The sequence below is a fragment of the Kitasatospora sp. NPDC058046 genome, from assembly GCF_042885595.1.
Taxonomy (GTDB): domain Bacteria; phylum Actinomycetota; class Actinomycetes; order Streptomycetales; family Streptomycetaceae; genus Kitasatospora.
Window position 1 is genome coordinate 623,194 of sequence record NZ_JBHVRS010000001.1, and the last position, 16,879, is coordinate 640,072.

Annotated in this window: 17 protein-coding genes; 9 read left to right on the forward strand and 8 right to left on the reverse strand. The window is 73.7% G+C overall.

What is annotated here, in order from left to right:
* The first annotated feature begins 15 nt into the window (after nt 1-15).
* Nucleotides 16-594: a TIGR03086 family metal-binding protein gene (locus tag ACFVU7_RS02885; RefSeq protein ID WP_049652636.1), complete on the forward strand. Its 579-nt coding sequence runs from the start codon at nt 16-18 to the stop codon at nt 592-594.
* A 52-nt stretch (nt 595-646) separates the two neighbouring features.
* Here ACFVU7_RS02885 and ACFVU7_RS02890 read toward each other — a convergent pair whose 3' ends face one another.
* Nucleotides 647-1,660 carry an aldo/keto reductase gene (locus ACFVU7_RS02890; protein ID WP_388043975.1) on the reverse strand — a complete coding sequence of 338 codons (1,014 nt, stop codon included), beginning with the start codon at nt 1,658-1,660 and terminating at the stop codon, nt 647-649.
* Nucleotides 1,657-2,160 carry a MerR family transcriptional regulator gene (locus ACFVU7_RS02895; RefSeq protein ID WP_107086472.1) on the reverse strand — a complete coding sequence of 168 codons (504 nt, stop codon included), beginning with the start codon at nt 2,158-2,160 and terminating at the stop codon, nt 1,657-1,659. The genes ACFVU7_RS02890 and ACFVU7_RS02895 overlap by 4 nt, the downstream gene beginning before the upstream one ends.
* A 132-nt stretch (nt 2,161-2,292) precedes the next feature.
* Here ACFVU7_RS02895 and ACFVU7_RS02900 point away from each other — a divergent pair, with 132 nt between their 5' ends.
* Nucleotides 2,293-3,126: a serine hydrolase domain-containing protein gene (locus tag ACFVU7_RS02900; protein ID WP_388043977.1), complete on the forward strand. Its 834-nt coding sequence runs from the start codon at nt 2,293-2,295 to the stop codon at nt 3,124-3,126.
* Here the strand turns inward: ACFVU7_RS02900 and ACFVU7_RS02905 are convergent.
* Complete coding sequence (locus ACFVU7_RS02905; RefSeq protein WP_380778106.1) at nt 3,123-3,899, reverse strand: pirin family protein; 777 nt, start codon at nt 3,897-3,899, stop codon at nt 3,123-3,125. The genes ACFVU7_RS02900 and ACFVU7_RS02905 overlap by 4 nt on opposite strands.
* A gap of 224 nt (nt 3,900-4,123) precedes the next feature.
* Between ACFVU7_RS02905 and ACFVU7_RS02910 the strand changes: the two genes are divergently transcribed.
* From ACFVU7_RS02910 to fabF, 5 genes are all read left to right on the forward strand, one after another.
* Nucleotides 4,124-5,320 (forward strand): CdaR family transcriptional regulator, encoded by a 1,197-nt coding sequence (locus ACFVU7_RS02910; protein ID WP_074001159.1) that lies wholly within the window; start codon nt 4,124-4,126, stop codon nt 5,318-5,320.
* Between the two features lie 91 nt (nt 5,321-5,411).
* The gene (locus tag ACFVU7_RS02915; protein ID WP_074000763.1) at nt 5,412-6,365 is read left to right on the forward strand and encodes an ACP S-malonyltransferase; all 954 of its coding nucleotides are present in this window, start codon (nt 5,412-5,414) and stop codon (nt 6,363-6,365) included.
* A complete protein-coding gene (locus tag ACFVU7_RS02920; protein WP_049656693.1) occupies nt 6,362-7,393 on the forward strand; it encodes a beta-ketoacyl-ACP synthase III in 1,032 nt (343 codons plus the stop codon). Before ACFVU7_RS02915 ends, ACFVU7_RS02920 begins: the two co-directional genes overlap by 4 nt.
* 75 nt (nt 7,394-7,468) lie before the next feature.
* Nucleotides 7,469-7,714, forward strand: coding sequence for an acyl carrier protein (locus tag ACFVU7_RS02925; RefSeq protein WP_049656691.1), 246 nt, complete (start codon nt 7,469-7,471; stop codon nt 7,712-7,714).
* 186 nt (nt 7,715-7,900) lie between these two features.
* Nucleotides 7,901-9,166, forward strand: a complete 1,266-nt coding sequence (gene fabF, locus ACFVU7_RS02930; protein ID WP_049656688.1) for a beta-ketoacyl-ACP synthase II — start codon at nt 7,901-7,903, stop codon at nt 9,164-9,166.
* 96 nt (nt 9,167-9,262) lie between these two features.
* Here fabF and ACFVU7_RS02935 read toward each other — a convergent pair whose 3' ends face one another.
* Nucleotides 9,263-9,757, reverse strand: coding sequence for a DUF3145 domain-containing protein (locus ACFVU7_RS02935; protein ID WP_049656686.1), 495 nt, complete (start codon nt 9,755-9,757; stop codon nt 9,263-9,265).
* A gap of 363 nt (nt 9,758-10,120) precedes the next feature.
* Complete coding sequence (locus tag ACFVU7_RS02940) at nt 10,121-11,149, reverse strand: NADP-dependent oxidoreductase (RefSeq protein ID WP_388043980.1); 1,029 nt, start codon at nt 11,147-11,149, stop codon at nt 10,121-10,123.
* Nucleotides 11,150-11,273: 124 nt separating this feature from the next.
* On the opposite strand from ACFVU7_RS02940, the gene ACFVU7_RS02945 reads away from it, so the two are divergent.
* Together ACFVU7_RS02945 and ACFVU7_RS02950 are read left to right on the forward strand one after the other, a co-directional pair.
* Nucleotides 11,274-11,738: a MarR family winged helix-turn-helix transcriptional regulator gene (locus tag ACFVU7_RS02945; RefSeq protein ID WP_074000762.1), complete on the forward strand. Its 465-nt coding sequence runs from the start codon at nt 11,274-11,276 to the stop codon at nt 11,736-11,738.
* Between the two features lie 126 nt (nt 11,739-11,864).
* Nucleotides 11,865-13,457 carry an LCP family protein gene (locus ACFVU7_RS02950; protein ID WP_388043983.1) on the forward strand — a complete coding sequence of 531 codons (1,593 nt, stop codon included), beginning with the start codon at nt 11,865-11,867 and terminating at the stop codon, nt 13,455-13,457.
* 156 nt (nt 13,458-13,613) lie between these two features.
* Here ACFVU7_RS02950 and ACFVU7_RS02955 read toward each other — a convergent pair whose 3' ends face one another.
* Genes ACFVU7_RS02955 through ACFVU7_RS02965 form a run of 3 tightly spaced genes read right to left on the reverse strand, consistent with a single transcriptional unit; the run spans nt 13,614 to nt 16,597 of the window.
* Nucleotides 13,614-15,326 (reverse strand): pyridoxal-phosphate dependent enzyme, encoded by a 1,713-nt coding sequence (locus tag ACFVU7_RS02955; RefSeq protein WP_388043985.1) that lies wholly within the window; start codon nt 15,324-15,326, stop codon nt 13,614-13,616.
* Between the two features lie 41 nt (nt 15,327-15,367).
* The gene (locus ACFVU7_RS02960) at nt 15,368-15,640 is read right to left on the reverse strand and encodes a hypothetical protein (protein WP_388043987.1); all 273 of its coding nucleotides are present in this window, start codon (nt 15,638-15,640) and stop codon (nt 15,368-15,370) included.
* A gap of 9 nt (nt 15,641-15,649) precedes the next feature.
* The gene (locus ACFVU7_RS02965) at nt 15,650-16,597 is read right to left on the reverse strand and encodes an SPFH domain-containing protein (protein WP_380781117.1); all 948 of its coding nucleotides are present in this window, start codon (nt 16,595-16,597) and stop codon (nt 15,650-15,652) included.
* Nucleotides 16,598-16,879 lie beyond the last annotated feature (282 nt).

A 16,879-nucleotide genomic window follows, 5' to 3' on the forward strand; every position in this document is an offset into this window, starting at 1 on the left:
AGGGAGTTGAGCGCCATGACCGCCGTCCAGGACGCCCGCCCGCAGTACCAGGCCGCCCTCGACCAGCTGGAGAAGCTGTTCGCCACCGTCACCCCGGCCGACCTCGACCGGCCCACGCCCTGTACCGAGTTCACCCTGCGCGGGCTGCTGAACCACGTGGTCGGCGGCGTCCACCGGTTCGCGTACATGGGCGAGGGCGGCCACGCCGAGGACACCGTGGCCGCCATCGAGGACCCGTCCGACGAGGGCTGGCCGGCCGCCCTGGGCCGGGCCCGCGCCCGGGTGACCGCCGCCTGGGCGGACGACGCCAAGCTCGGCCGCCCGACCGTCGCCCCCTGGGGCGAGGTGCCCGGCGCGATGGCGGTCGGCGGCTACCTGATGGAGCTGGTGACCCACTCCGGGGACATCGCCCGGAGCCTCGACAACGGCTTCGCCCTGGACGACGACCTGGCGCGGACCGCCCTGGGCATCGCCGAGTTCGTGCTGCCGGCCGAGCGGCGGGTGCCGGGCGTTCCGTTCGCCGCCGTCCGGCCGGTCGCCGAGGACGCCGACGTGCACACCCGGCTGGCCGCCTGGACGGGCCGTACGGTCTGAGCCCGGCGGCCGGCCCGGGGCGTCCGCCGACTCCCCGGGCCGCCGGTGCCCGCTACTCGCGCGCCGCCGAGGTGGAGCTCATGTCCGCGTAGCGGCTCCCCGCCACCCGGCCGGCCACCGGCTCCAGCAGCGCCAGCTCCTCGGCGGTCAGCCGCAGCGTCGCCGCCGCGGTGTTCTCGGCGAGCCGGCTCCGCTTGCGGGTGCCCGGGATCGGCACCACGGCCAGCCCGTGCACCTCGGCCCGCTGGTGCACCCAGGCCAGCGCGACCTGGGCGAGCGTGACGCCGCGGGCCGCGGCGATCTCCCGCAGCGGGTCGAGCAGTTCGCCGTTGGCGGCCGCGTTGTCGCCGGTGAAGCGGGGGTGGTTGCGGCGGTAGTCGTTCGCCGAGAGCTCCGTGGCGTCCTGGAAGGCGCCGGTCAGGAAGCCCCGCCCGAGCGGCGAGTACGGCACGAAGGCGACGCCCAGCTCCGCCGCGGCCGGCACCGCCGTGCTCTCGACGTCGCGGGCGAACACCGACCACTCGGACTGGAGCGCGGCGATCGGGTGGACGGCGTGCGCCTCGCGCAGCTCGGCCCCGGTCACCTCGGACAGACCGAGGTGGCGCACCTTGCCGGCCTTCACCAGCTCGGCCATGGCGCCGACCGAGTCGGCCAGCGGCACGGCCGGGTCGCGGCGGTGCATGTAGTACAGGTCGATCTCGTCCACGCCGAGGCGGCGCAGCGAGGCGTCCACCGCGGTCCGGATGTACGCCGGGTCGTTGCTGATGCCGCGGACGGCGCCGTCCTCCTCGGAGCGCAGGATGGCGAACTTGGTGGCGAGCACCACCTTGTCCCGGTTGGCCCGGACGAAGGGGCCGATGAGCTCCTCGTTGCGGCCGGAGCCGTACATGTCGGCGGTGTCGAAGAGGGTGACGCCGGTCTCCAGCGCGGCGCCCAGGGTGGCGAGCGCCTCGTCGGCGTCGGTGGGGCCGTAGAACTCGCTCATGCCCATGCAGCCGAGGCCCTGGACGCCCACCAGCGGGCCGCCGGTGCCGAGTTCGACGGTGGGAAGGACGGTCTGAGTCATGCGCTCTGCTCTTCCTCTCCATGGATGTTCTGGCACTTGGCCGGGATGCCGGCGCCGACGGCGCCCTTCCCGGCATAGATGTCGATCTTGTAGTCGAGGACGGCGAGGGTCGCCTGGAGGTCCACGATCCGCTGTCGGACCTCCTCGCGCTGGGCCTCCAGGAGCAGCCGACGCTCCCCGTAGGTCTGCTCGCCCTGGCGGGCCATGTCCACGTACTTGAGCATGTCCGCCACCGACATGCCGGTCAGCCGCAGCCGGCCCAGGAAGGCCAGCCGGTGCAGGTCGGCGTCGGAGTAGCGGCGCTGGCCGCCCGCCGCCCGGTCGACCGGGTCCAGCAGGCCGATCCGCTCGTACCAGCGCAGGGTGTGGGCGGTCAGCCCGCTCGCCGTGGCGACCTCGCTGATGGTGTGCCTCGGGCTCGGGTCCGGATCGCCGACGGGGCGGCTGAAGACCTCGGAGCAGCTGCGCAGGTCGATCTCGATGCGTGCGGGTGCGGCCATCGCTCGTTCCCCCTTGTCCTGTGCGACGGGAACGACGCTACAGAGTTGGAGTGCACTCCAAGCAAGCCCGGCATCCGGGTGGGCCCGCCACCACCTTTTCCGAGGATTTTCCCGGCGACTAGAGTCGGGCCCATGGAGAGCTTGCGGATGATCGAGAACTGGCCGGTGCCCCATGCCGCGGCGGCGGTGGTCCGGGCGGCGGACGGCGCGGTGCTGGGCGCGCACGGGCCGCAGCAGCACCTGTTCCCGCTCGCCTCGGTGACCAAGCTGCTCACCTCGTACGCGGCGCTGGTCGCCCTGGAGGAGGGCGTGTTCGAGCTGGACGACCCGGCCGGGCCGCCCGGGTCCACCGTCCGCCACCTGCTCGCGCACACCTCCGGCCTGGGCTTCGACGAGGACCGGGTGTTCGCCGAGCCCGGCAACCGCCGGCTCTACTCCAACGCGGGCTTCGACGCGCTGGCCCGGACGCTCTCCGAGGCCGCCGGGATCGAGTTCTCCCGCTACGTCGCCGAGGCGGTGTTCGAGCCGCTGGGCATGACGGACACCCTGATCCACACCGCCCACAAGTCCCCGGCCGGCGCCGGCGGCCTGTCCACCGTCGCCGACCTCACCCGGTTCGCCGCCGAGCTGCAGGCCCCCAAGCTGCTGGACCCGTCCACCGTCCGGCAGGCCACCCTAGAGGTCGCCTTCCCCGGCACCAGCGGCGTGCTGCCCGGCTACGGCCACCGCCGCCCGAACGACTGGGGCCTCGGCTTCGAGATCCGCGACGGCAAGAGCCCGCACTGGACCGGCACCGCCAACTCCCCCGGAACCTTCGGCCACTTCGGCCAGTCCGGCACCTTCCTGTGGGTCGACCCGCAGGCCGGCGCGGCCTGCGTCGCGCTCACCGACCGGGACTTCGGACCGTGGGCGGTCGAGGCCTGGCCGGCCTTCTCGGACGCGGTGCTGGCGGAACTGAACAGCTAGCCGTACGAGACCGGCGAGTGCATCTCCCAGAGCAGGAGTTCGGCGCCGGTCTCCCCCGCCGCCGGGTCGGCGAAGGCCTCGCCGGTGATCCGCACGCTGTCGCCCGGGACCATCGAGCGGCCGCCGCCCTTGGGCCCCGGAACGGTCCGGTAGCCCAGCGAGCCGGCCGTCAGGTGCGCGTACCGCCAGGGCGCCTCGGGCAGCGGCGGCAGCGGCTGCCACGGCCCGGCGGTGGCCAGCCAGAGCGCGGCGTCGCGGCGGCGCAGCCGCAGGGCGTCCGTCCCGGCGTCGCGCTCCAGACCGGAGGCGAGCAGCGTCAACCCGCCGTCCGCCGGTTCCACCTTGCGCAGGCCGTACGCGGGCGGCGCGTCGAACTCGTCCGGCTGGAGCCACATCTGGACGAAGCGGACCGGCCCGGTGGCGCCGCCGACGTTGCGCTCGGTGTGGGTGACGCCGGAGCCGGCGCTGAGGTGCTGCACCATCCCGGGCCGGACCACCCCGCTGTGGCCGTGCGAGTCCCGGTGGGCCAGCGCCCCCTCCAGCACCCAGGTGAGGATCTCGGTGTCCCGGTGCTTGTGCTCCTCGAACCCGGCGCCGGGGGCGAGGAGTTCCTCGTTGCACGCGAGCAGCGCGCCGAAGTGGGTGTTCTTCGGGTCGTAGTGGCCCGAGAAGGAGAACGCGTGCCGGGTCTCGACGCCCTCGGCCGGGGCGGAGCGGTAGCGTTCGGCGGTGCGGCGCAGGTCGGCGCGGGGGCGGTCGGCGGCTTCGGTCACGCCCCCACCGTAGTCGCCGGCGCGCGGGGTGTGACTCTTGCCACCGCGCCGCTCCGCCGGGGGGTGTGCACGAGCAGTCACTCGCGTGAGGCAGTCTTGTCCTTGTGCCAGCCGCTTCCGCGAACTCCAAGAGCGAACCCAGCCCCAGCCCCGCACCCGACCCCACCGGGAAGAGCCCGGCCGCCCGGGCGGGCCGTGACCGCCCCGGCCGCGCGGCGCCCCGCCTGACGGCGCAGGAGCGCAGAAACGCCGCCGAGCGCGCCGAGCGCCGGGCCGCGACGCTCAAGCGGCTGGAGAAGTCCTCCGGCAAGCTGGCCACCGCCGCGATCTCGCGGATGGACGACCAGCTCGGCTGGTACCGGCGGATGCCCCCGGAGCACCGGTCCTGGATCGGCCTGGTCGCCCAGGCCGGCATCGCCGCCTTCACCGAGTGGTACCGCCACCCCGACGCCGCCCAGGCGATCTCCACCGACGTCTTCGGCACCGCCCCGCGCGAGCTGACCAGGGCGATCACCCTGCGCCAGACCGTCGAGCTGATCCGCACCACGATCGAGGTGATGGAGGAGGCCATCGAGGAGGTGGCCGCCCCCGGCGACGAGGCGGACATGCGCGAGTCGGTGCTGGTCTACGCCCGGGAGATCGCCTTCGCGACCGCCCAGGTGTACGCCCAGGCCGCCGAGGCGCGCGGCGCCTGGGACGCCCGGCTGGAGGCGCTGGTGGTGAACTCGCTGCTGTCCGGCGACGCCGACGAGGGCGTGCTCTCGCGGGCCGCGGCGCTCGGCTGGGGCCAGCCCAGCCAGGTCCGGGTGGTGATGGGCAGCGCGCCGGACGGCGACAGCGAGCTGGTGGTCGAGGCGATCCGCCGGGCCGCCCGGTACGCCAAGCTGAACGTGCTGACCGGGGTGCTGGGCAAGCGCCTGGTGGTCGTGGTCGGCGGCGAGAAGGAGCCGGTGCACGCGGCCCGCGCGCTGATCGGCCAGTTCGCGCCGGGCCCGGTGGTGGTCGGCCCGACCGTGCCCGACCTGCTCTCCGCGACCCGCTCGGCCGCCGCCGCCGCGGCCGGCCTGCGGGCCTGCGCCGCCTGGCCGGACGCCCCCCGCCCGGTGCTGGCCGACGACCTGCTGCCCGAGCGGGCGCTGGCCGGCGACCAGGCCGCGCGCCGCCAGCTGGTGGAGGAGATCTACACACCGCTGGACGAGGCCGGCTCCGCCCTGCTGGAGACGCTGAGTGTCTACCTGGAGCAGGCCTCCTCGCTGGAGGGTGCGGCCCGGATGCTCTTCGTCCACCCGAATACGGTGCGCTACCGGCTACGACGTGTGACTGACGTCACGGGGTACGCCCCCTCCGACGTACGTTCGGCGTTCACTCTGCGGATCGCACTGGCCCTCGGCCGGCTGGACGCCGTCGGGGAGCCCGGCTGAGCCGGAGTGTAGGGACCATACAATCCCGGATGGTTTTCTTCGTTACCGTCGCCTACCCGCCCCTGGGCGCCTGGCGAGAGAGGGTTGAACCGTGCTCGTAATCGTCGCCCCTGGACAGGGTGCCCAGTCCCCCGGTTTCCTCAGCCCCTGGCTGGAGCTCGACGGCGTCGCCGACCGCCTGCGCGGTTGGTCGGAGGTCGCCGGGCTCGACCTGGTGCGCGCCGGGACCGAGGCGTCCGCCGAGGAGATCAAGGACACCGCCGTCGCCCAGCCGCTGCTGGTCGCGGCCGGTCTGGTGACCGCCCGGGAGCTGTTCCCGGACGAGGACGCCGCCCGTGCGCTGGTCGGCGCCGTGGCCGGCCACAGCGTCGGTGAGATCACCGCCGCCGCCGGCGCCGGGGTGCTCACCGCCCACGACGCGCTGACCTTCGTGCGCGAGCGCGGCCGGGCCATGGCCGAGGCCGCCGCCGTCACCGAGACGGGCATGCTCGCCCTGCTCGGCGGCGAGCCGGAGGAGGTCGCGGCCAAGCTGGCCGAGCACGGCCTGACGGCGGCCAACAACAACGGCGGCGGCCAGATCGTCGCCGCCGGCACGCTGGACCAGCTGGAGGCGCTGAAGGCGGACCCGCCGACCCGCTCCAAGCTGGTGGCCCTCAAGGTGGCCGGCGCCTTCCACACCGAGCACATGGCCCCGGGCGTCGAGCGGCTGGCCGAGCTGGCCCCGACCCTGACCAGCGTGGCCGACCCGAAGGTCCGCTACGTCTCCAACAAGGACGGCGCGGTCGTGGACTCCGGCGCGGAGGTCCTCGCCCGCCTGGTGTCGCAGGTCTCCAACCCGGTCCGCTGGGACCTCTGCATGGAGACCCTCGGGCAGCTGGGCGCGACGGCCGTGATCGAGCTGTCCCCGGCCGGCACCCTCACCGCGCTGCTCAAGCGCAACCTCAAGGGTGTGGCCACGCTCGCCCTCAAGACCCCCGCCGATCTGGACAAGGCCCGCGCGCTCGTCGCGGAGCACGGCGGTCAGGAGCAGGAGAACCAGGCATGACCAAGCCCCAGATCCGTCCGGTGAGCGGCGCGCAGTACTCGCGCATCCTCGGCGTCGGCGGCTACCGTCCGGTCCGGGTGATCCCCAACTCCGAGGTCCTGGAGTGGATCGACTCCTCGGACGAGTGGATCCGCACCCGCAGCGGGATCGCCGAGCGCCGCTGGGCCGGCCCGGAGGAGTCCGTCTCCGAGATGTCCGTCCAGGCCGCCGGCAAGGCGATCGCCCAGGCCGGGATCACCGCCGAGCAGATCGGCGGCGTGATCGTCTCGACCGTCTCGCACTTCAAGCAGACCCCGGCGATCGCCACCGAGATCTCCGAGCGGCTCGGCTGCGGCACCGCCCCGGCCTTCGACATCTCGGCCGCCTGCGCCGGCTTCGGCTACGGCCTGGGCCTGGCCGACGGCATGATCCGCGGCGGCAACGCCGAGTACGTGCTGGTCATCGGCGTCGAGCGGCTCAGCGATCTGACCGACCGGTCGGACCGCTCCACCGCCTTCATCTTCGGCGACGGCGCCGGCGCCGTGGTCGTCGGCCCGTCCGACACTCCCGGCATCGGCAAGCTGGTCTGGGGCTCGGACGGCTCGCAGGCCGACCTGATCACCCAGACCGAGGCCTGGGACACCGCCTTCGCCAAGTCCGACGCCGTCAACGGCGCGGGCGAGGAGACCAAGTGGCCGGCCCTGCGGATGGACGGCCAGCCGGTCTTCCGCTGGGCGGTGTGGGAGATGGCCAAGGTGGCCCAGCAGGCGCTGGACGCCGCCGGGATCACCGCCGACCAGCTCGGCGCGTTCATCCCGCACCAGGCCAACATGCGGATCACGGATGCCATGATCAAGGCGCTCAAGCTGCCGGAGTCGGTGCCCGTCGCCCGCGACATCGCCGAGACCGGCAACACCTCCGCCGCCTCCATCCCGCTGGCGATGGAACGCATGCTGGAGAGCGGTGAGGCCCACAGCGGGGACCTGGCCCTGATCATCGGGTTCGGGGCGGGTCTCGTGTACGCCGCGGCAGTCGTTACTCTCCCCTAGGCGCATTCGCCCAATCCACAAGCCTGTGTCCGGCCGCCGGCCGGACGCGTTCAACACCGAAGAGGAGCAGCCAGTATGGCTACCAAGGACGAGGTCCTGGAAGGTCTCGCCGAGATCGTCAACGAGATCGCCGGTATCCCGACCGAGGATGTCGCGCTCGACAAGTCCTTCACCGATGACCTGGACGTCGACTCGCTGTCCATGGTCGAGGTCGTCGTGGCCGCCGAGGAGCGCTTCGACGTCAAGATCCCGGACGACGAGGTCAAGAACCTGAAGACCGTCGGCGACGCGGTGGACTACATCCTCGCCAACGCCGCCTGAGCGATCGAGTCGTTCGACTCGGCCAGCCCGCCCGGCGTCCCGTACGCCGGCGGGGGCTGACCGGTCGGCCGGGCTCGTGGAGCCCGACCGACCCCACCGGCCGGGACGCCCCCTCACCGGGGCGCCCGGCCGGGCCCATCCTCGGCACGCCGCCGACCCCTGCACACGTGAGAGAAGAAGAAACCAGTGACCGCTGAAAACCGCACCGTGGTCGTCACGGGTATCGGCGCCTTCACGCCGCTGGGCGCCGACGCCGCCAGCACCTGGGAGAACCTGGTCGCCGGCAAGTCCGGCGTGGTCGCCCTGACCGAGGAGTGGGCCGAGGACCTGCCCGTCAAGATCGCCGCACGCACCGCCGTCGAGCCCGGCACCATCCTGCCCCGCCCACTGGCCCGCAAGCTGGACCGCTCGGCCCAGTTCGCGCTGATCGCCGCCCGCGAGGCCTGGGCCGACGCGGGCTTCGAGACCCCCGCCACCGACGAGTCCTCCAAGCTCGCCCCCGAGCGCCTGGGCACCGTCATCGCCTCCGGCATCGGCGGCGTGACCACCCTCCTCGACCAGTACGACGTGCTGAAGGAGAAGGGCGCCCGCAAGGTCTCCCCGCACACCGTCCCGATGCTGATGCCCAACTCCCCGGCGGCCAACGTCGGTCTGGAGGTCGGCGCACGCGCGGGTGTGCACACCCCCGTCTCCGCCTGCGCCTCCGGCGCCGAGGCGATCGGCTACGCGATCGAGATGATCCGCACCGGCCGCGCCGACGTCGTGGTGGCCGGCGGCACCGAGGCCGCGATCCACCCGCTGCCGATCGCCGCGTTCGCCAACATGATGGCGATGTCCAAGAACAACGACCAGCCCCAGCGCGCCTCCCGCCCGTACGACAAGGGCCGCGACGGCTTCGTGCTGGGCGAGGGCGCCGGCGTGGTCGTGCTGGAGTCGATCGAGCACGCCGAGGCGCGCGGCGCCCGGATCTACTGCGAGGCCGTGGGCCAGGGCCTGTCCTCGGACGCCCACCACATCGCCCAGCCCGAGCCGACCGGCGCCGGCGTGGCCCGCGCGCTGGCCGACCTGTTCGAGCGCAACGAGCTGGACAAGGCCGAGATCGTGCACGTCAACGCGCACGCCACCTCGACCCCGCAGGGCGACACCGCCGAGCTGAAGGCGCTGCGCAAGGAGCTGGGCGACGACCTCGACCACATCGCCGTCTCGGCCACCAAGTCGATGACCGGCCACCTGCTGGGCGGCGCCGGCGGCATCGAGACCGTCGCCACCGTGCTGGCCCTGTACCACCGGATCGCCCCGCCGACCATCAACGTGGACGAGCTGGACGACGACGTGGAGGCCGACATCGTCCGCGACGAGGCCCGGAAGCTGCCCGAGGGCCGGATCGCCGCGCTGAACAACTCGTTCGGCTTCGGCGGCCACAACGTGGTGCTGGCCTTCCGCACCCACTGACGCCCGTGACGGAGGGGCCGGCGCTCGCCGTGAGCGCCGGCCCCTCCGTCGTACCCATCTTCGCCGTACCCGTACTGTCCGCCCGGCCCGCCGGCCTCAGACCACCTGGTGCAGCCAGCGCACCGGCGCGCCCTCGCCCGCGTACCGGAACGGCTCCAGCTCGTCGTCCCAGGGCTTGCCGAGCAGCCGGGCGATCTCGGCCTCCAGGTCGGCGCCCTCGCTGCGGGCGCGCAGCAGGACGGCGCGCAACCGGTCCTCGGGGATCAGGATGTCGCCGTGGATGCCCGTGACGGCGTGGAAGATGCCGAGCGAGGGCGTGCTGCTGTACCGCTCCCCCTCCGCCGTGGCGCAGGGCTCGCTGGTCACCTCGTACCGCATCAGCTGCCAGCCGCGCAGCGCGGAGGCGAGTTTCGAAGCCGTACCGGGCTCCCCCTGCCAGGAGAGCTCGGCACGCCAGTGCCCGGGTGCGGCCGGCTGGCGGATCCAGTCCAGGCTCACCCGCACACCGAGCACCCCCGCGACGGCCCACTCGACGTGCGGGCACAGCGCGCGGGGCGCGGAGTGGACGTACAGGACTCCACGTGTCGTCACCGGGACCTCCAGGCTGTGGACGAGGGTCGCCTTCCCCAGCTGCCTCGTGCCTGCAGTTGATCCGCAGTTACTCACGTTAGCCGACATTAAGCTACTAAATTGAGCAAAACGGACAGGCTTTCGCTCAATGCTAGTCGAATCCTCAACGAGGTCTACCCCTCGGCCGGATCTCTCCCCCGAACGGCCCCATCGTCGGCGGGACCACCGTACCGCGAGGCGCCACAGGATGGATGACGCACTTTCGGATCCGGACGGAATGCGGTAGTGCGGCCGCGGCGCCCGCGCCCGACCGCGGGCCGCACACGACGGACCGCCCCGCCACCCGGTGGGGGCGGCGGGGCGGTCGGACCTCCTGACGGGTCGTCAGCCGTCCAGGCGGACGACCATCTTGCCGGTGTTGACGCCGCTCAGCAGACCGAGGAAGGCGTCCACCGTGCCGTCGATGCCCTCGCTCACCGTCTCGCGGTACTTCAGCTCACCGGAGCGCACCCACGCCGAGACCTCCTCGACGAACTTCGGCTGGAGGTCGTAGTGGTCGCCGACGAGCAGCCCCTCCATGCGGAAGCGCTTGGCGATGATCTGCGCCAGGTTGCGCGGGGCCGGAGTGGGCTCGGTGGCGTTGTACTGCGAGATCATGCCGCAGACCACGATGCGCCCGTGCAGGTTGATCGAGTCGATCGCCGCTTCGAGGTGCTCGCCGCCCACGTTGTCGAAGTACACGTCGATGCCGTCGGGGGCCGCCGCCCGGAGCTGGTCGGCCACCGGACCGTTCTTGTAGTTGAACGCGGCGTCGAACCCGTACTCCTCCACCAGGAGTTCGACCTTCTCGTCCGAGCCGGCGGAGCCGATCACCCGCGACGCGCCCTTCAGCCTGGCGAGCTGGCCGACGATGCCGCCCACGGCGCCGGCCGCACCGGACACGAACACCACGTCGCCGGCCTTGATCCCGGCGACCCGCGTCAGCCCCGCGTACGCGGTCAGCCCCGGCATGCCCAGCACGCCCAGGTAGGTGGAGAGCGGCGCGGCGTCCGGGTCCACCTTGACGGCCGCCCTGGGGTCGAACGTCGCGTACTCGCGCCAGCCGAAGAAGTGCAGGACGTAGTCGCCCTCGGCGAAGCCCTCCGCCCGCGAGGCGACGACCCGGCCGACCGCGCCGCCCAGCATCGGCTTGTCCAGCTCGTACGGCTCCGCGTAGGACTTGCGGTCCGACATCCGGCCCCGCATGTACGGGTCCACCGAGAGGTAGACGTTGCGGACCAGGACCTCGCCCGGGCCGGGGGTCCGGACCGGGGCCTCGACCAGGGCGAAGTCGGTCGGCACCGGCCAGCCCTGGGGGCGGGCGGCGAGGTGCCATTCACGGGCGGTCGCGGGGGTGGCGGCCTGCTCTGCCATCGGGGGCTCCTTGAGGGTTCGGGTGCGGGTTCGGGCGCGGTTCACAACATGAAAGGTTGATGAACTGAAGTAACGATGGGCATGAAAGGTTCACCCTGTCAACTTTTCAGGTAGACTTTTGACCATGGAGACCCAGCCCGTCGAGGACGCCACGCCGCAGCCCGACGAGATCACCCGCGAGGTCGTCGACCTGATGGCCAACCTGGTCGCGCTGTTCCACCGCGAGTACGAGGAGGCCGCCGCCGCCCGCTCGCTCACCGGCGCCCAGGCCAAGGTGCTCGCCCTGCTGCGGCGCGGACCGATGCCGATGCGCCAGATCGCCCAGACGCTCAGCTGCGAGCCCTCCAACATCACCGGCATCGTCGACCGGCTCGAATCCCGCGGCTTCGTCACCCGCGAGGCCGACCGGCACGACCGCCGGGTCAAGCTGGTCGCCGCCACCGGCACCGGCTCGGCCGCCTCCGAGGAGCTCCGCGAGTCGCTCAACTTCGCCCGCGAGCCGCTGGCCGCACTCGGCCCGGACGAGCGGACGGCCCTGCGCGACCTGCTCCGGAGGATGCTCGCGGGCGCCTCCGGCCCTGGCGCGTGACCAGCATCACAGGTCCCGGGGGCTGTCCGTTGGCCCCGGGGGGGTAACCGAACCGCCTCCCGGAACGTCTAACGTTCGAACATCGAACATCGAACGCGAGATACCTGAAGACGGGGGGCACTGAGGATGAGCAGCAGTGCGCGTCGGCGCCGCTACCTGCGGACCGCCATCGGCCTGGCCGCCGCACTGGTGCTGTCGGTCGCGGGTGCCGGAGCCTGGTTCTACCACCGGCTGGACAACAACATCACCACCTTCGACCCGGGCGGCGTCGCCACCGAGCGCCCGCCGGCCGCCGTGCCGGCCAGCCCCGGCGCCCAGGTGCCGGTCAACGTGCTGCTGCTCGGCTCGGACACCCGCGACGGGGGCAACGACTCGCTGGGCGGCGGCGACGAGGGCGTCGGCCACTCGGACACCGCGATCCTGGTGCACATCTACGCCGACCACAAGCACGCCGTCGGCGTCTCGATCCCCCGCGACACCCTGGTCACCATCCCGTCCTGCAAGCTGCCGAACGGCAGCTGGACGACGCCGAAGAACGACCAGATGTTCAACTCCGCCTTCACCGTCGGCCTGGCGGAGAGCGGCAACCCGGCCTGCACCCAGAACACCGTCGAGAAGCTGACCGGGCTGCGGATCGACCACACCGTCGTGGTCGACTTCAAGGGCGCGGCCGCGATGTCCGACGCCGTGGGCGGCGTGGAGGCCTGCGTGCCCAACGACGTCAACCAGTTCGGCATACACCTCAAGAAGGGCCTCCAGAAGCTCTCCGGGCAGTCCGCGGTGGACTACCTGAGAGCGCGCCACGGCATCGGCGACAACTCCGACATCGGCCGGATGAAGCGCCAGCAGGCCTTCCTCTCGTCGATGATCAAGAAGGTGCAGGGCCAGGGCTTCTCGCTGCCCACCCTGCTGCCGCTGGCCGACGCGGCCACCAAGTCGCTCACCGTGGACGAGGGTCTCGGCACCGCGATGAAGCTGGTGGACTTCGCCCGCTCGATCCAGGACATCAAGCTCTCGGACGTCTCCTTCGTCACCGCCCCCTGGCGCTTCGCCGGCGAGCGGGTGCGGCTGGTCCAGCCGGACGCCGACGCGCTCTGGAAGCTGCTGCGCGAGGACCGCACCCTGGACGGGCAGAGCACCTCCGGGACGGGCCAGGTGACCTCCTCCCCCGGCGCCGACCCGGGTGCCCCGGCCGCCCCGGCCACGCCGCTCACCCCGGAGCAGGCCGCGGCGCCGATCACCGTGGTCAACGGGGTCGGCACGCCCGGCCTGGCCGGCTCCGGCGCCGAGACGCTCAAGGCGCGCGGCTTCCGGAGCATCACCCTCGGCCCCAACTCCCCCGGGCAGCAGGCCACCCAGGTCTCCTACGACCCCGCGCTGAAGGCCGTCGCCGACCAGGTCGTGGCGCTCTTCCCCGGTGCCAAGGCGGTCGAGGAGCCCGGCTCGGGGGCGGTCACCGTCACCCTCGGCGCCGACTACCGCGGGGCGGGCACCCGGATCGACGCGGTGGCCGCCCCGAGCCCGGAGCCCGGTGTCGGGACCGCGCCCGGGGCTGCCGCCGGGGCCCCTGCCGCCGCGGCCCCTGCCGGGGCGGGCGCCACCCCGGGCGCCACCGCGGGCAGCACCCCCGGCGCCCTCCCGGGCGGCGTCCCCACCGGCATAGCGGAGAACACCCGCACCGCCGACACCGACCCGTGCGCGAACCTGACCTTCGGCTGACCGCGCCCGGCCTCCGGCCCGCCTGAGGGCCGGGCCGCCCGTCGAACTCCCGCCCGTCCTCCCCGCGTTCGCCCGGGGAGGGCGGGCGGCCCGGCGTCCGGGCGGGCACCTCGCGCGGCTGAACCGTGGGCGCCTCGCCCCGACGGCCGGCGGCCGCTACTCCGGATCCGGCAGCCCGGTGACGACGGCGGTGAGGCGGGTCCCGCGCGGGAAGGCGCCCGCCGCCGCCAGGTCCGCCAGCGCGGCGAGCAGCTTGGCGACGTAGCGGCGCTCCAGCGGGACGCCGTGGCGGCGCTCGAACCGCTCGGCGAAGCCGGCCAGCTCGGCTGGGACCTTCCCGTAGCCGCCGCCGTGGTGCCCGTGGTCGATCCGCCAGTTGTCGAACCCGCGCCCGTAGGCGGCCCGGTGCAGCCGGGCGACCTCCTCCTCCAGGTAGCCCTCGCCGCCGCGCAGCACCGCCACCCCGAGCGCCCGGGCGCCCGCCGGCAGGCCGGCCGCGATGCCGGCCAGGGTGCCGCCGGTGCCGACCGGGCAGCAGACCACGTCCCGCTCGCCGAGGTCGGGCAGTTCGGCCGGGATCGCGGCCGCGCCGACGGCGGCCAGGGCGTTGGAGCCGCCCTCCGGGAGCACCAGGCAGGGACCCCAGCGGCGGAGCGGGTCCGCCGCGCCGTCCTCCCCCTCGGCCCGGCCGGTGGCCTCCCGGTACGCGGCCCGGGTCAGGAACTCCAGCCGCATCCCGGCCGCCTCGGCGGCCCGCAGCGACCAGTTGCGCGGCCGGTCGGCCAGCTCCTCGCCGCGGACCAGCCCCACGCTCTCCAGTCCGAGCGCCCCGGCGGCGGCCGCGACGGCCCGCAGGTGGGTCGAGTAGGCGCCGCCGAAGGTCAGCAGCCGGGTGTGGCCCTGCTCCACGGCGGCGGCCAGGTTGGGCGCCAGCTTGCGCCACTTGTTGCCGGGGACGGTCGGGTGCAGCAGGTCGTCCCGCTTCAGCCGCAGCTCCACCCCGGCCCGGGCGAAGGCCTCGTCGGTGCAGTCCACCAGCGGGGTCGGCAGCAGGGCGGCTTCGAGCATCCGGCCAGCATAAGGCGGACGCGGGGGGGCCCGCCCCCCCGGGGGGCGGGCGGGGGCCCCCCCCCCGGGCGGGGCGCCCCCCCCCGGGGCGGCCCCGCCGCCCCCGACGGCGCAGGCCCCCCGGGGGGGGGCCGGGCGCCAGGCGAGGGCCGAGCCGAGCGCCTTCGGGACCGGGCCGGCCGCCGGGTACAGCTTCTCGATCCGGCCTCGGTACTCCCGGCGCTGCTTGGGATCCAGCACCGTGCGCAGCCGCCCCGCGGCGACCAGGGCCACCAGCGCCGCGTCGGCCGGGTCCACCCGGCTGAGCGGGCCCTTCAGCGCGGCGGTGACGGAGGCCGCCAGCGCCGCGCGCACCTCGGGCCCGTCCAGGGTGACCCGGGTGACCGGGAACACCCCGGCCGCCCGGCCCTGCTGGAGGCCGATCCAGCCCGCCTCCGCCAGGCCCTCCCGGATCCGCCGGGCCGGCTGGTCGCGCCCGACGCTGGGGGCGCGGCCGATCCACCAGCTCCAGCTGTGCGGCCGCTTCTCCTGGATCCGGCCCAGCAGGTAGGCGCTGTACGGGTCGAGGCCGGCCGAGGCGGCGGAGTCCCGGACCCTCGCGACGGCCGTCCGGCCCTCCTCGCGCACCAGTCCGCGGCGCAGCAGTTCGGTCAGCGCCGCCGCCTGCAGCACCAGGTGGAGGGTGGACTGCCGGGTGATCCGCCCGCGCCGCGGGTCGTAGGCGAGCAGGTACAGCTTCTCGGGCAGGTTGACGGGGAGGTCGGCGGGCGGCTTGCTGGGCAGTTTGGCGAGCAGGTCCATCTCGTTCTCCGGTCGTTCGGTCGGTGCCCGGCCCGCCGCGGTCAGTCCGCCGCGGAACCACCGCTCTGCGGACTCTCCGGGCTCTCCGGGCGGCTCTCCGGGCTCTCCTCGGACGGGCTCTCCTTGGGCGGGCGTCCGCGCCGGGGGAGCCGGGCCGCGCCGCCGGGCATCCGGCCGGCGTCGGTGAGGGCGCGGCGGAGCAGGAACTCGATCTGGGCGTTGGTGCTGCGCAGTTCGTCCCCGGCCCACCGGGCCAGCGCGTCGTGAACTGAAGGGTCCAGTCGCAACAGGAGCTTCTTCCGTTCCGTCGCCAAGGCCTCGCCTTACTGGTAGAGGGAGCCCGTGTTCACGACGGGCTGGGTGCCGCGGTCGCCGCAGAGCACCACCAGGAGGTTGCTCACCATGGCGGCCTTGCGCTCCTCGTCCAGCTCCACGACATCGCGTTCGGCGAGCCGGTCCAGCGCCTCCTCGACCATACCGACGGCGCCCTCGACGATCAGCCTGCGCGCCGCCACCACGGCCCCGGCCTGCTGGCGCTGGAGCATCACCTGGGCGACCTCCGGAGCGTACGCGAGCCTGGTGATCCGGGACTCGATGACCCGCACTCCGGCCGCGGCGACCCTGGCGGCGATCTCGGTGGAGAGCTTGCGGGCGATCTCGTCCGCGCCGTCGCGCAGCGACAACTGGCCCTCGTGGTGGGCGTCGTACGGGTAGCTGGTGGCGATGTGCCGTACGGCCGTCTCGGTCTGGATGGCGACGAAGTCGGCGTAGTCGTCCACCTCGAAGACCGCCATCGCGGTGTCCTCGACCTGCCAGACCACCACGGCGGCCATCTCGATCGGGTTGCCGTCCGCGTCGTTGACCTTGGTGGTCTCCGTCTCGTGGTTGCGGATCCGGGTGGATATCCGGCGCCGGCTGGTGAAGGGGTTCAGCCAGGTCATGCCCTCGGCGCGGACGGTGCCCCGGTAGCGCCCGAGCAGCTGGACCACCCGGGCCTGTCCGGGCGAGACCACCGTCAGCCCGCACATCAGCACCACCGAGCCGAGCAGCAGCACCGGCCCGAGGACCATCAGCCCGATGCCCAACCCCTTTCCGCTGCCGGAGAGTTGGACCGCACCGGCGACGAAGGAGCCGACTCCGGCGAGCAGGCCGAGCAGCGTGCCGCCGAGGACCGGCAGGCCGGCCGCCCCGGTGATGGCCCGTTCGGTGATCTTGGGGACCGGGAGGTCCAGGACGGCACCGTCCTCGACGGCGAAAGGCGGGGTGGTCATGGGGCGACTCCTTCGGCGAGCATCCGCATCCGATGGCAAAGTGATATCACTTTTTGAGCGCGCGGCGCCAGGGTCCGGTGACGGGAAAGAGGGGATGAACGGCCGCGGAGAGCCGTCGGGGACGGTCGGGACCGATGCCCACGGGCGGGTGAATTCCGGCGCGCCACACGGGGAAGGAGGGTGGCCGCGGCCTAGACTCTGCGACGTCGCATGCGGTGGAAAGACGGCGGGCCCCGGCTCGGCGGCCCGCCCGCGAAGGGTCGTCACGACACTCGTCGCACA